This window comes from Collinsella sp. AF08-23 (assembly GCF_003479805.1).
In the GTDB taxonomy this organism is placed as follows: domain Bacteria; phylum Actinomycetota; class Coriobacteriia; order Coriobacteriales; family Coriobacteriaceae; genus Collinsella.
Genome location: NZ_QUHV01000001.1, coordinates 92,197 through 106,202, shown reverse-complemented (window position 1 = coordinate 106,202; position 14,006 = coordinate 92,197). Strand labels below are relative to the sequence as shown.

Below are 14,006 nucleotides of genomic sequence, written 5' to 3'. Positions count from 1 at the left end.
TGTCTCCTCACTATGCGAATGCGGGCGGAGTTGATGCAACGTCCGCCCGCAGCTTTAGTTCAATCGTTTGCGGATGACAGTCCGCATGGGCGCTACGCGGCGGCGGCAGGCGCGTCCTCGTCGATGAAGTAGCGCTTGTACCAGATGAGGAACGTGAGCGCGGTATAGATCTTGCGCTGGTTGAGCGCGCGGCCCTCGAAATGATCGTCGAGCATCGCCATGAGCTTCCCGGTGTCGAAGAACTCCTCGGCCCACGGGGCGGTGAAGTACTCCTTTACGTAGTCGTAGTACTTCTGCTCGCGCAGCCAGAACTTGAGCGGGACCGGGAAGCCCTTCTTGGGGCGTGTGGCCCACTCGTCGGGCAGGATACGATTGGCGGCGTGACGGACAACCTGCTTGTTGCCGTTCTCGTTCACGCGGAAGCGCGCCGGGATATGCTCGGCGAACTCCATGACCTTCTTGTCGAGGAACGGGACGCGGAGCTCGAGCGAATGGGCCATGCACATCTTGTCGGCCTTGAGCAGGATGTCGCCGGGCAGCCACATGTTCATATCGAGGTACTGGCGCTTGGACAGGTCGCAGAAATTCTGGACGCGGCTGTAGACGGGGGCGCACAGTTCGAACGCGTCGGGGCCGCCGGCGTACTCGGGTCTCACGACGTCGTCGATCTCGTCGGGGCGGTACACGAAGGCCTGGCCCGTGAACCACTTCTCGGGCATCTCCGCCGCCTTGAGCAGGAAGTTCCTGCCCTTGAAGTACGGCTTATCGGCCACGAAGTTTCCCAGGGCGCGACGGATGCCGCGGGGGATAATCCGCTTGAAGCGAGCGATCGAGGGCACGTCCTCGTAGTAGGCGTACCCCGCGAACAGCTCGTCGGCACCCTCGCCGGAAAGCACGACCGTGACCTGCTCGGCCGCGAGCTGGGCGAGGAACCACAGCGGCACGCTCGACAGATTGCTCTGCGGCTCATCCATGTGGTACTGGATCTGGGGGAGCACCTCGAAGAACTCGTCCGCCGTCACCATCTTGCGGTAGTTTTCGATCCCAAGCTTGTCGGAAAGCTCCTTGGCGTAATTCGTCTCGTTGAAGTCCTTGTAGTCAAAGCCCACCGAGAACGTCTTGTCGGGCATGAGGCACGCGGCGATATAACTGGAATCCACGCCGCCAGAGAGGAACGAGCCGACCTTGACGTCGGCGATGCGGTGCGCGGCGACGCTCTCGTGGACCACCTGGTCGCATTCCTCCACGTACTCGTCGAACGTCTTGGAATTGTCGTCCGAGAAATCGGCATCCCAGTAGCGGCGCACGTCCATGCGCGCCGCGGCGATGTCGTAGGTGAAGCAGTGCGCCGCCGGCAACTTGAAGACGCCGGCGAAGAAGGTCTCGTCGGTCGCGGGGAACTGCATGGTGAGATACGGACGCAGCGCCTGCTTGTTCACGGCCTTCTTGAAATGCGGATGCTCGAGGAAGCTCTTGATCTCGGAGCCGAACATCAAGTCGCCCTCGTCGGACTGGTAGTAGTAGAACGGCTTGATGCCGAAGATGTCGCGCGCGCCAAAGAGCTTGCCGGAGCGCATGTCGTGCACCACGAAGCCGTACATACCGCGCAGGCGCTCGACCAGGCCCTCACCCCACTCCTCATAGCCGTGCACGAGGACCTCGGTGTCGGCGTTGCAGTGGAACGTGTGACCCGCGGCCTCGAGCTCGGCGCGGAGCTCTTGGAAGTTGTAGATCTCGCCGTTGAACACCACAAAGACCGAGCCGTCCTCGTTGCCCATGGGCTGGGCTCCCGCCTCGGTGAGGTCGAGAATGGACAGGCGGCGGAAACCCAACGCCACGCCATCTTTGATATGGGTTCCGCCCATGTCGGGACCGCGGTGGACAATGCGGTCCATCATCGCCGTGAGAACGCGCTCGTCGTCCTCGACATGGCCGGTAAAACCTACGAATCCGCACATGGACAAACCTTTCTTGCGCAGTTTCCTTAGCAAAAATCACGTATGTCCAAAATTGTATAACGAAGGGCGGGCCGCAACCCACCCTTCAATAAAACAGCGTTGTCAGCGTAAACGATGTGCAGAAGAGGGACTGCCCCTTTTTACACATCCGCCTTCGCGGCTTCCTTGGCGGCCTTGCGTGCGCGGGCCGCGGCGACACGCGCCTCCTGCTCGGGCGTGAGCTGCACCTTCTTGCGAGCGGGCTTCTCCGCCCCGGCACCAGACGCGCCTTCACCCGTGGCGGGCTTCTCCTCAACAGGCTTATGCAGCGTGGTCACCGTCAGCTCCGTGGTGGCAGGCGCGCACGCGGCACCCATGGACAGGCAGTCCTTGGGGCATTCGTGCGTGCAGCATGCACACTGAACGCAACGGTACGGATCGATGGACCACGTCCCGCCCTTGCGATCGACCGCGATGGCACCCACGGGACATGCGCGCTGGCACATGCCGCATAGAATGCACGCGTCGATGTCGCACGCCACATGACCGCGCATGTGCTCGTAGGACATGGCCGGCACCTGCTCGGCGGGATATTGGACCGTCGCCGGCTTGCCAAACAGCGAGCGCAGCGTCATTTTGCCTAGTTTGAAGCTACCCATGGAGCGCCTACCTTTCCGTGCAGGAGATGCACGGGTCGATCGTGAGGATGATCATGGGCACGTCCGCGACGTCCACGCCCTGCATAGCGCGCACCATGCCGGCAAGGTTCTGCGAGGTGGGCGTGCGCAGGCGGAAGCGGTCCAGGTACTTGGTGCCGTTACCGCGCACGTAGTAGAAGGCCTCGCCGCGGGGCTGCTCAATGAGCACGTGGGACTGACTGTTCTCCGGCGGGAGCACCTTGGGAAGCGGACGCGAGCCAATGCCGTCATGCGGAATCTTAGCCACGAGCTCCTTGATGATCGCGATGGACTGGAACACCTCCTCGCAACGCACCTTACAACGGGCGAAGCAGTCGCCCTCGGTGGCGATGATGGGCTCGAAGTGCTCCAAGTCGCCGTAGGCGCCAAAGCCGGTGGTGCGCATGTCATGCTCAACGCCGGAGCCCTTCGCGAACGGACCGACCATGGAGAGCTCGAGCGCATCCTCGAAGCTGATGGTGCCCACGCCTTCCAGGCGGCTGCGCACCGAGGAATCGTTCAACATGGTGTCCACGATCTCGCGATAGTCGCGCTGGATGCCGTCGAGCTTCTCACACACACGGCGCAGCATGGCGTCGTCGATGTCGTGAGCCATGCCGCCCACGATGGTGATCGACAAGATGATGCGACCGCCACACGTCTCTTGGAAGATGTCGAGGATCGTCTCGCGCAGGCGCCAGCAGTGGTTGAAGAGGCTCTCAAAGCCAAACGCATCGGCGAGCAGGCCGAGCCACAGCAGGTGCGAATGGATGCGGGAGAGCTCCTCGAGGATGGCGCGCAGGTAGTCGGCACGGCGGGGGATCTCAATACCCAGCAGCTTCTCCGTGGCGCTGGCGTAGCCATAACCATGGCCAAAGCTGCAGATGCCGCACACGCGCTCGGCAATGTAGACGAACTGGTTGTAGTCGCGCTTTTCCACGAGCTTCTCAAGGCCGCGGTGCACAAATCCAATCTGGGGAATGGCCTCGATGACATGCTCGTCTTCAACGACGAGATCGAGGTGCACGGGCTCGGGAAGCACCGGGTGCTGCGGACCGAACGGGATAACGGAACGAGTCGCCATGCCTACTCACCGTCCTTTCCTGCAGCGGCGTCCTTCGCGGCCTTCGCGGCGAGCGCCGCGCGGATCTTCGCCGCCTTCTCGGGATCCATGTTTGCGAGCTTGGCCTCCATCTTGGCGGCGCGCTCCTCTGCCGTCATGGCGGGCTTGGCGGCAGGCGCGGGCGTCGGTGCAGGCGCAGCCGCGTTCACCGCGGCGACGGCGGCGGAATCTGCCTCGGCGGCACTCGTGCCCAGAGCGCGCTCGGCCTGAGCGGCTTCGGCGGCTTCACGGGCCTTCTTTGCCGCAGCCTCGGCCTTTGCCGCGGCGGCAGCCTTCTTCTTGGCGAGCTTCTCGCGCTCGGCCTTCATCTCGGGCGTGATGATCGTCATGGGCTCGGAGGTGGCCAAATTGAAGAAATGGCCGCCAAAATCGAGCTTCATGTTCACGAACCGCACGCCATACAGGTCGTGGGCCTCGTTTTCATACGAGAATGCGGCGAAGTAGAGACCTTGGATCGAGGGGACGCGGCTCGACTCGTCAATACCGTAGACGCACAGGTTGAGCGCGTTTTGCGTGGTCTCGTCATAGAACGTGTACAGCAGGTCGATACCCCGCTCAGTGGTCTCGGCGCACATCTGCACAAAGCGTATGCCCTCGTGCTTGAGCGTTTGCACACGCGTGAGCAGCTCCTCGAGCGGCAGGTCCACAAAGGACGTCGTGTACATCTACGCCTCCTTCTTTTCGTCGGTCTTCGCGGCGGTGGAATTTGCGGTGGAGCCATCGGCATCCTGAGCGCAGGCGCAACCCTTGGGAGGCAGGATGCCCGCGCGCGGCGCGGTGGCGGGATCCTTGCCCTCCGCCATCAGTTTGGCCTTCTCGTCCAAGATCTTCACGGCCTGCAGCACCGCGTCGATGATCGTTTCAGGACGCACGGCGCAACCAGGCGCATACACGTCGACCGGAATGGCCTTGTCCACGCCGCCGATCACGTTGTAGCAATCGCGGAACACGCCGCCGGTGCAGGCGCAGATTCCGCAGGCCACCACGACCTTGGGTTCGAGCATCTGATCGTAGATATGGCGCACGACCTCGATGTTCTGCGCGTTCACAGAGCCGGTCACCAAGAAGATGTCGGCGTGCTTGGGGTTGCCCGTGTTGATAATGCCAAAGCGCTCGATGTCGTAGAGCGGCATCATGGAGTCGAGCACCTCGATGTCGCAGCCGTTGCAGCTCGACCCATCGTAATGGATGAGCCACGGCGATTTCGAAGAGTATCCCATCTCATAGCTCCCTTAGATAAACGGCGTGATGAGCACGTAGAACAGGTTGACGACGCCCATCACGAGCGCCACGAGCCACGCGAGCTTGAGGCAGAGCTGCCACTTGACGCGGGCGAAGTTGTTATCAATCCATACCTCGAAGAACCACACGAGCGCCATCACGATGGCGGCGACTGCGAACGAGATGGGGTTATCCCAAATGAAGAACATGCCGACCCACATGAGGAACAGCACGCTCTCGCACCAGTGCATCACGTCCACGATGGCGAGCGTACGGCCGCTCATCTCGGTGGTGATGCCCTTGACGATCTCCTGGTGCGCGTGATGGCTGTAGGAGAGGTCGAACGGGGACTTACGCAGCTTGATAGTGAGGATGAACAGCAGGCCGATGAAGATCGGCACAAGTACGCAGATGATGGGGCTCTCGAGCGTGGTGAGCGATGCGATGTCGAAGGACTGCGTGGCGGTGAAGAAGCCCACCGTCATGATGAGCAGCATGGGCTCGTAGCTCATGACCTGCAGGCACTCGCGGTCGGCGCCCGTATCGGAATAGGGGGAGCGTGACGAGTACGCCGCCACGATCACGAAGAGCGTGCCGAGCGTGACCAGGAACACGCACATGAGCAGGTTGGAGCCGGAGATGAACAGGCCACCGGCGAGGACCACGAAAATCAGTCCGCACGTGACGTACGCCTCGTCCACCGCATTGACCGTCGCCTGCTCCTTGACGAGGAGCTTGCGCAGATCGTAGTAGGGCTGCAGCAGGCGGGGACCCACACGGCCCTGCATGCCGGCACTCACCTTGCGGTCAAGGCCGTCAAGCAGGCAACCGGCAATAGGTGCGCACACGCCAAAGACCACAACACCCACGGCGATGCCGCCCAGCCCCGGACCCACCAGACGCACGGTGCGCTCGACCAGGAAGCTGCCGCCGGCGAGTACGGCGGGGTCGAAGATGAAGCAAGCGGCGAACCCCATAAGGATCACGGCGGTGCACAGGATGAGGCCGATCGTGCTCAGCGCACCCTCGGGGAAGATGTCGGCCATGTACCAGTTGCGCTTGGACGACGTCATGGTGCGGCCCATCGAGCCGTGGTAGCGACGGCTATCGGGATCGGTGCAGGTGCCGCCCAGATAAACGGCCATACGGCGCTTATTGGTGGCGCGGCCCCACGGCGTGAGCAGCACAATGGCGATGAACACCACGATCACGGCCATGATGAGCATATTGTCCATGTCGATGAGCTGCGGCGCGTCGCCGAACGCAAAGGTGAGGTACGGGGCAACCACGCCCTGGGAGATCAAGGGCAGGCACACGCAGCAGACGAGCAGCAGCGCGGAGATAAAACCGATGGCCGCCCACTCGCTCTTGTGGACACCCGCCTCCTGGTTCTCGGCCTTCTGGGAAACACCCGAGAGCTTGCCCAGCCACTTGGCCCAATAGAAGAAGGTAGCAGCGGAACCGAACGCCAACATGATGAGAAAGAGCACGTTGCCCGTCTCGGCGAAGGACACCAGCGTCGCCCACTTGGAGACAAGCATGCCAAAGGGCGCCACGAACATGCCCATGATGCCGAGCATCATGAAGCGCGTGAGATGGGGCAGGCGGCTGAAAAGGCCATCCATGTCCTCGATGTTGCGGCTGCCAATGCGGTGCTCCACCGTGCCCACGCACAAGAACAAGGTGGACTTGGACACCGTATGGAAGATCATGAGGAAGATGGCGGCCCAAACGGCCTCGGCGGTGCCCACACCCGCGCATGCGGACATGAGGCCCAGGTTGGCGATGGTCGAGTACGCGAGTACGCGCTTGGCGTTGCTCTGCGTGATGGCCATGAAGCTGCACAGCACGAAGGTGATGCCACCCACGAGCACCACCATCGTCGATGCCGCCGGGAACACCAGATACAGGGGGGCAAGCTTGACCAGCAGGAACACGCCCGCCTTGACCATGGTGGAGGAGTGGAGCAGCGCGCTCGTGGGAGTGGGGGCGACCATGGCTCCCAGCAGCCAGCGATGGAACGGCATCTGCGCAGCCTTGGTGAGGCCGGCAACCGAGAGCAGCATGAGGGGCACGATGAGCAGATCCGCCTGGGTGCCCTTCCCCGCCGCAATCAGACTCGTGAGCGACATGGGCAGCCCCGCCGCGTGCACGAGGATGAGCGCGGCGAGGAACGCCAGACCGCCCACCATGTTGAGGTTGATCTGCGTGAACGAGTTCTTAATCGCCTCGGGCGTGCGGGTGTAGCCGATCATGAGGAAGGAGCAGACCGTGGTAATTTCCCATCCGGTGAACAGCCACTCCAGGTTATCCGAAACCACGATCACGAACATGGCCGACAAGAAGGTGAACATGAGCGCCGCGAAGACATGGCGGCGATCGGGGGCATCGGCGGGCTGATGGTGCTGGAAGTCATGCATGTAACCCAGCGCGTACACGCAGATGGCGCTACCGACCAGGCCCACGATCAAGATCATGATAAGTGAAAGCGTATCCACATATACGGGCACGGCAAGCATGTGGCTCGGGCCGGCTCCCAAGGTCATTTGGGCAAAGAGCACGATGCCCACCGTCTGAATCAGGCCAAGCGCGAGCGCGATGCGATTCTTGTAGCGAATGGCACTCCACAAGATCACCGCGCACAGCACGATGTCGACTGCCGTCATGACCCAGGAGATCACATAGCTCGTCGACTGCGAAAACTCAAAGCTTGCAATGGCATGCAGGGCACCCGCCTCAACGGTGAACGTCTGCGCGGCAACGAGCACCGACATCGCCGCCGTCACCGCCGCTCCACCAATCGTGATGGGTCGACGCGCCCGCTCGCCCTTAAAGACGAGCAACAGTGCGGCCGTGATCAACGGCACCGCGATCAAACACCAAATCAGTCCCATAGGTCCCTCTCCTCCATTGGGCTGTCGCTCACACGCAAAGCGGCAGGTGTACTGCGGCAGACTATGTCAGACGTATAAGTTTAGTCCTTTCAATCGGCAAGCGGCGTGAGATCGCCAATTGTGCCGTCATTGCCCCATGGCGCCGTCATTCGTGGGACTCCCGCAAGGCGCGATAAAAAATGGGGGTCTACTCGGTCGTTCCGAATAAACCCCACACATATTGTTTTATGACGCCCCATCACGGTGAACATGTCGCCCGATTGCATAATCGTGCGCGCATGACCAATCGTGCGCGCTACGCGCGGGCGGCCTCGATCATCTTGCGGACCGTGTCCTGCAGCTCGGAGAGGTTCTCCTCGCTCGGAATCCACTGCTGGGCAACCACGGGCACCGGCAGCTGGAACTTCGCGTTCTCGAGCTCGGCGTACACCTGCTTGGGGCCGAGCGGAGCCCAACCGTAGGAGCCAAAGGCAAGGCCGATACGCTGGTCGTTCTTGGGCGAAAGACCGCGCATGTAGGTGAGGAAGCTCGCCACGGTGGGCAGCATGTTGGAATTGAGGGTGGGCGAACCGACCGCAACGTACCTGGCATCGCACATGTAGAGCATGATGTCGGAGATGTGCGTGTTCTTGAGGTCGATGAGCTGGGCGGAAACACCCTCTGCGATAAACGCGTCGCAGATCTCGCGCGCCATGGACTCGGTCGAATGCCACATCGAATCGAAGACCACCACGGCCTTCTCCTCGGTCTGATACGTGGTCCAAGCCTCGTAGCGCTCGAGGATCTCGGGGATATGCGAACGCCAGATGCAGCCGTGGCTGGGGGCGACCATCTTGAGCTCGAGGGCCTTGACCGCCTCGAGGGCCTTGTGTGCCTGCATACCGTAGGGCCACACGATGTTCGCGTAGTACTTCTTGGCCTGCTTGAAGATCTCGCAGAGGTCGTTCTCGTCGTCGAAGCGCTTGGTAGTGGCGTAGTGCTGGCCAAACGCATCGTTGGAGAACAGGATCTGGTCGACGTCGGAATACGTAACCATGTTGTCGGGCCAATGAACCATGGGAGTGGTCACAAAGGTGAGCGTGCGCTCGCCAATGCACAGGGTGTCGCCGCTCTTGACCGGAGTCGCCTCGATGCCAAAATGCGCGCGGACCTCGTTGACGCCCGCCCCAGCGCTGGCATAGATCTGCGCATTCGGGGCGATCTTGTGAATCACCGGCAGGGAGCCGGAGTGATCCATCTCAACATGGTTGGTGATGACCACGTCGATCTTGGCGGGATCGACCACCTGGGAAATGCGCTGGACGAGCTCGTCCGCGAACGTTGCCTTGCACGTGTCGATGAGGGTGATCTTCTCATCCATGATGAGATAAGCGTTATACGTGATACCGCGTTCGGTGGTATAGCCGTGGAACAGTCGCTCGTTCCAGTCGATGCCGCCAACCCACCAGACCTTAGGGGAGATCTCGATTGCATTCAGCATGTTGAACCCTTTCTGCCATGTTTGCAGCCGCTGATTCGAGACAGCATTCTAGCATGTGCGCAAAAAGAGGGCGCGGCATGGGAACATAACCCCATGCCGCGCTCTAACAGCGGAGCGATTAGTCAAGGGAGCGGTTCTTTGGCTTGACGCCGCGGGGCTTATTCACCAAAGCCTCGGCACCATGCTCCCGATACTGGCGGCACCACGTCTTGACGGAGGACTCGCTCGGGATGCCATGCTTGATCATAACCTCGCGCACGGTCATGCCGTTCTCCAAGCGATCCTTCACGGCAGAAAGCTTGAGCTCATAGGGATACACCCGATGGCGCGAACCGGCGTTGAGCACTGCGGCCCTACCGCCAACCGCGTAGGCGCGCGCCCACTGACGTGCGGTCGCATCGGGTATCCCCAACTTCGAGGCAAGGGCGCGATGACCTGCACCCTCCGAAAGCGCGGCGACCGCCTGACGGCGCACCTTAGCACTGTACACTCGTCCTGTTTTTTGATCCACCACGGGGTTCACCTCTCGAGTCGCTCGTTTCTGTTACGTTGATCGGCATATCGGGTATATCGGATTCGTGCCAGTATAGATTGCCCTCATACGTAAGCCCACTTAAAAAACAGGTATATGTCGAAGCGCACAGAGAGAGCACATCTGTGAGTTTATAGACATATGTTACTTCCAAACGAACAGTCCGCAGACCTTCGCGGACGCCCCTCCCCACCTTCTATGCGGAACAGGATTCGCATTCCTCGACCTCGAGTGACTTGCTCCGCACGTAATAGATGGTCTTGACGCCCCGTCGCCAGGCCTCGAGGTACAAATTGAGCACCTGGCGCAGCGTGTAATCGTTCGTGATGTACAGGTTCATCGATTGGGCCTGGTCGATATGACGCTGGCGCACACCCGCCGCCCGCACACTCCACTGCTGATCGATATAGTGCGCCGGCTTGTAGTACCAATACGTGCGAGGCGAAAGGTCCGGGGCAACACGAGGCAACATCGCGCCCTTCTTTTCTTCCAGGAAGAACTTCCGCATGATGGGATCGATGCCCGGGGTGGTGCCCGAAAGGATCGACGTCGAGCTGGTGGGGGCCACGGCAAGCAGATAGGCGTTGCGCACGCCGTGCTCGCGTACGCGCGCAGCGAGCTCGCGCCAGCGCCCAACGCCCAGACTCGGCTCTCCATCCAGGTACTCGCGCTTCTCGAAGTATGCACCGCTCTGCCAGTCGCTACCCTCAAAGACCCCGTTCGCGCCGCGCTCCTCCGCCAAACGCTCGCTCGCGCTGATCGCGTGGTAGTTGATGCGCTCGAACACCTCGTCCACAAAACGCAGATGCTCATCGCTCTCCCAGCTCACACCGCGTTTGGCGAGCATATGGTGGTACCCCGATACGCCCAAGCCGATCGAACGGTAGCGATGGTTGGTGAGCCGGGCGTAGGGAAGCGCGTAGAAGTTGAGGTCGATGACGTTGTCGAGCGCGCGCACGGCCGTCTCGATCACCCGCTCCATGACGGCGTCGTCCTCCACGGGCAGGCGTCCGAGCGAAAGGCTCGCGAGGTTGCAGACCACAAAGTCGCCCGGACGCGTGGTGGTCACCACCACCGTGTCGCCATCCTCCGTGACAACCTCGCGGGAAACCTCCTGGATTGCACTTGTGTTCTGCGCGATCTCGGTGCAGAGATTGGAGCAGTAGATGATGCCCTCATGCGGATTGGGGTTGGCCCGGTTGACCGCATCGCGCATAAACGCGAACGGGGTACCCGTCTCGACGGCACTCTTGAGGATGAGGCGCACCATATCCTTGATGAGAATGGTTCGTTTGGGGATGCGGGGGTCGGCGACGCAGTCGCGGTACCGGCGCTCCCACTCCTCGCCGTAGCTGTCCTCCAGCGCGTAGCCCTTCACCGTCAAGATGTCATGCGGGCACATGAGATGCCAGTCCTGATCGAGGCTCTCCTCCGCCATACGCCAGAACAGGTCCGGATAGCATACGGCGGGGAAAACGTCATGCGCTTTCATGCGGTCGTCGCCGTTGTTCGTGCGCAGGTTCAAGAACTCGGGCAGGTCGCGGTGCCAGGCGTCGAGGTAGACGGCCACGGCGCCCTGACGCATGCCGAGCTGGTCGACGGCAACGGCGGTGTCGTTGATCACGCGAATCCAGCGGATGACGCCGCCGGCAACACCCTCGAAGCCGCGGATGGATCCACCCGTGGCGCGGACCTTGCCAAGATACATGCCCATGCCGCCACCGTACTTGCTCACCTGGGCAAAGTTGTCGATGCTGCGGTAGATGCCCACCAGGCTGTCGGGCACGGTGTCGATAAAGCAGCTGGAGAGCTGGTGATCGGGCTTGCGGGCGTTGCTCATGGTAGGCGTGGCCATGGTGACCTCGAGCTTGCTGAGCATGTCGTAAAAACGGCGAACCCATTCGAGGCGCGTCTGGGAATCCTCGTTCATGGCAAGGTGCAGGGCGATGCCAAGGAACATCTCCTGCGGGCTCTCGAGCGGCGTGTGGTCGTGGGCGTGGATCACGTAGCGCTGAATGAGCAAATCGAGGCCGGAGTAGGTGAACAGCTCGTCGCGCGCGGGCTCGAGAAACGACGCGGCCCGATCGAGCTCAGCGACCGAATAGGCCGTGAGGATATACGCCCCATACAGGCCCTGGTCGGTGAGATGACGAACAAGCTGGCCGAACGTGTCGATGCCGAGCGCGCGGCGCGTCGATATGAGCTCACGGCTGAACGCGAACCCGTGCAGGCGTGCCGCGATGAACTCCCAGCGAGGCGCCTCTTGGCTCGTGAGCTCAACCGCGCCACGAACCAGGGCGCCCATGCGGTCCGAAGCCGTGGCGTCCGCACCGATGAGGGCGCGGTAGCGCGCGGCAAGCATGGCAAGGTCGTAGACGGGGTCATCGAAGTCCCGCTGGATACGGGAGAGGACTTCGTCCAATCCGGAGGCAAGGTCGGCGTCTCCCGCAGCGACCGCGATTGCCAAATCGGAGCGGACGGAACGCCTCTCGGCACGCTCGTGACGGTACAGGATGTAGCTCTTCGCCACGTCGAAGTGGCCCCGCTCCATGAGGGCGCGTTCGACAAGGTCCTGAATCCCCTCGACGGTCGTGACCTGTTCACGCGCCATTGCCGACTCCACATGCGACAGCAGCGCCGCCAGCTCGTCGGCCGAAACCGCAGGGGAAGAGGCGGCGCCCGCAGGGGCGCTCGTCTCGGGCGCGGCTACCTTCCCCAGCGCGACCTCCTCGAAAGCACGACGCATCGCCTCGACGATCTTGCGGCCCTCGTAGGCCTCCATACGCCCATCGCGTTTTTTGATGACGTCCGCTGCGTGCACCATGGCATCTCCTTGCGTTCTCGGTGAAAACACTATATATAGACATCTGAGTGATACGTTCTATCAATATGTCGGGTATATAAGCATAGCCTAACTGTTTCTATTTTTGTATCGTATACTAAAACCACTAAGGATCATACGTGCGCCCAACGGGAAGGAAGGAATTCGCCATGACCATCGAAGATCGCCAGGCACTCGTTAAGAAACCGTTGTTCAACCCCAATGGCGACATCGATGTGCGCGACCGCCGTATGATCGGCGGCAACACCACCAACCTCAACGACTTCAACAACATGAAGTACCCCTGGGTCTCAAGCTGGTACCGCCAGGCGATGAACAACTTTTGGATCCCCGAGGAAATCAACCTCACCCAGGACGTTAAAGATTACCCGCGCCTCTCCCCCGCCGAGCGCGCCGCCTATGACAAAATCCTGTCGTTCCTCGTGTTCCTCGACTCCCTGCAGTCGGCGAACCTTCCCAACATCGCCGAGTACATCACGGCCAACGAGGTGAATCTCTGCCTCTCGATCCAGGCGTTCCAGGAGAGCGTGCATTCGCAGAGCTATTCGTACATGCTCGACACCATCTGCGACCCCGCCAAGCGCAATGAGATTCTGTACCAATGGAAGACCGACGAGCACCTGCTCGCGCGCAACACGTTCATCGGCGACCTGTACAACGAGTTCCAAGAGCGCCGCGACGCGCGCACGTTCCTGCGCGTCCTCATGGCGAACTTCATCTTGGAGGGCGTGTATTTCTATTCCGGATTCATGTTCTTCTACAACCTCGCACGCTTGGGCAAAATGCCCGGCAGCGCGCAGGAGATCCGCTACATCAACCGCGACGAGAACACGCACCTGTGGCTGTTCCGCAGCATCATCCTCGAGTTGCAAAAGGAGGAGCCGCAGCTGTTTTCCGATGAGAACGTGGCGATGCTGAGGGAAATGCTCGAGGAGGGCGTGCGCCAGGAAATCGCCTGGGGCCGTTACGTACTGGGCGATGCGATTCCCGGGCTCACGGGCGATATGGTCGAGGGCTACATCAAGTACCTCGGCAACCTTCGCTGGAGCTCGCTGGGATTTGGCCAGCTGTATGAGGGCTATCGCTCCGAGCCCGAGGACATGGCGTGGGTGAGCCAGTACTCCAACGCGAACATGGTAAAGACCGACTTCTTCGAGGCGAAGTCCACCGCATATGCCAAGAGCACCGCGCTGGTGGACGACCTGTAGAGAGATGTGCAAAAAGGGGCTATCCCCATTTGCGTATCGTGCAAAGAGGGCGATGGGAGATGTCCCGCCGCCCTCTTTGCGCTCGCAGCACT

Annotated in this window: 10 protein-coding genes; 1 reads left to right on the top strand and 9 read right to left on the bottom strand. The window is 61.3% G+C overall.

The features are described 5' to 3' along the window. Positions 1–92: 92 nt before the first annotated feature. The 9 genes from asnB to DWV48_RS00335 form a co-directional block, all read right to left on the bottom strand. The gene (asnB, locus tag DWV48_RS00375) at positions 93–1,958 is read right to left on the bottom strand and encodes an asparagine synthase (glutamine-hydrolyzing) (protein ID WP_118652327.1); all 1,866 of its coding nucleotides are present in this window, start codon (positions 1,956–1,958) and stop codon (positions 93–95) included. A 140-nt stretch (positions 1,959–2,098) separates the two neighbouring features. Then, a complete protein-coding gene (locus DWV48_RS00370; protein WP_118652325.1) occupies positions 2,099–2,596 on the bottom strand; it encodes a 4Fe-4S dicluster domain-containing protein in 498 nt (165 codons plus the stop codon). A 7-nt stretch (positions 2,597–2,603) separates the two neighbouring features. Then, on the bottom strand, positions 2,604–3,698 hold the full coding sequence (locus DWV48_RS00365; RefSeq protein ID WP_118652323.1) for a nickel-dependent hydrogenase large subunit: 1,095 nt from the start codon (positions 3,696–3,698) through the stop codon (positions 2,604–2,606). 2 nt (positions 3,699–3,700) lie between these two features. Beyond that, the gene (locus DWV48_RS00360) at positions 3,701–4,402 is read right to left on the bottom strand and encodes an NADH-quinone oxidoreductase subunit C (RefSeq protein ID WP_118652321.1); all 702 of its coding nucleotides are present in this window, start codon (positions 4,400–4,402) and stop codon (positions 3,701–3,703) included. Then, positions 4,403–4,957 carry an NADH-quinone oxidoreductase subunit B family protein gene (locus tag DWV48_RS00355; RefSeq protein ID WP_233545986.1) on the bottom strand — a complete coding sequence of 185 codons (555 nt, stop codon included), beginning with the start codon at positions 4,955–4,957 and terminating at the stop codon, positions 4,403–4,405. 12 nt (positions 4,958–4,969) lie between these two features. Continuing rightward, positions 4,970–7,852: a proton-conducting transporter membrane subunit gene (locus DWV48_RS00350; protein WP_118652319.1), complete on the bottom strand. Its 2,883-nt coding sequence runs from the start codon at positions 7,850–7,852 to the stop codon at positions 4,970–4,972. Between the two features lie 295 nt (positions 7,853–8,147). Beyond that, complete coding sequence (locus DWV48_RS00345) at positions 8,148–9,332, bottom strand: FprA family A-type flavoprotein (protein ID WP_118652317.1); 1,185 nt, start codon at positions 9,330–9,332, stop codon at positions 8,148–8,150. 118 nt (positions 9,333–9,450) lie between these two features. After that, complete coding sequence (locus DWV48_RS00340) at positions 9,451–9,846, bottom strand: helix-turn-helix domain-containing protein (protein ID WP_158574780.1); 396 nt, start codon at positions 9,844–9,846, stop codon at positions 9,451–9,453. 214 nt (positions 9,847–10,060) lie between these two features. Next, positions 10,061–12,688 carry a ribonucleoside-diphosphate reductase subunit alpha gene (locus DWV48_RS00335; RefSeq protein ID WP_118652313.1) on the bottom strand — a complete coding sequence of 876 codons (2,628 nt, stop codon included), beginning with the start codon at positions 12,686–12,688 and terminating at the stop codon, positions 10,061–10,063. A gap of 167 nt (positions 12,689–12,855) precedes the next feature. On the opposite strand from DWV48_RS00335, the gene DWV48_RS00330 reads away from it, so the two are divergent. After that, complete coding sequence (locus tag DWV48_RS00330) at positions 12,856–13,914, top strand: ribonucleotide-diphosphate reductase subunit beta (protein WP_118652311.1); 1,059 nt, start codon at positions 12,856–12,858, stop codon at positions 13,912–13,914. The last annotated feature ends 92 nt before the right edge of the window (positions 13,915–14,006 follow it).

Excerpts from the sequence above, each read along its gene's own strand:
- asnB (WP_118652327.1), bottom strand. The coding sequence starts at position 1,958 with ATGTGCGGATTCGTAGGTTTTACCGGCCATGTCGAGGACGACGAGCGC.
- DWV48_RS00370 (WP_118652325.1), bottom strand. The coding sequence starts at position 2,596 with ATGGGTAGCTTCAAACTAGGCAAAATGACGCTGCGCTCGCTGTTTGGC.
- DWV48_RS00365 (WP_118652323.1), bottom strand. The coding sequence starts at position 3,698 with ATGGCGACTCGTTCCGTTATCCCGTTCGGTCCGCAGCACCCGGTGCTT.
- DWV48_RS00360 (WP_118652321.1), bottom strand. The coding sequence starts at position 4,402 with ATGTACACGACGTCCTTTGTGGACCTGCCGCTCGAGGAGCTGCTCACG.
- DWV48_RS00355 (WP_233545986.1), bottom strand. The coding sequence starts at position 4,957 with ATGGGATACTCTTCGAAATCGCCGTGGCTCATCCATTACGATGGGTCG.
- DWV48_RS00350 (WP_118652319.1), bottom strand. The coding sequence starts at position 7,852 with ATGGGACTGATTTGGTGTTTGATCGCGGTGCCGTTGATCACGGCCGCA.
- DWV48_RS00345 (WP_118652317.1), bottom strand. The coding sequence starts at position 9,332 with ATGCTGAATGCAATCGAGATCTCCCCTAAGGTCTGGTGGGTTGGCGGC.
- DWV48_RS00335 (WP_118652313.1), bottom strand. The coding sequence starts at position 12,688 with ATGGTGCACGCAGCGGACGTCATCAAAAAACGCGATGGGCGTATGGAG.
- DWV48_RS00330 (WP_118652311.1), top strand. The coding sequence starts at position 12,856 with ATGACCATCGAAGATCGCCAGGCACTCGTTAAGAAACCGTTGTTCAAC.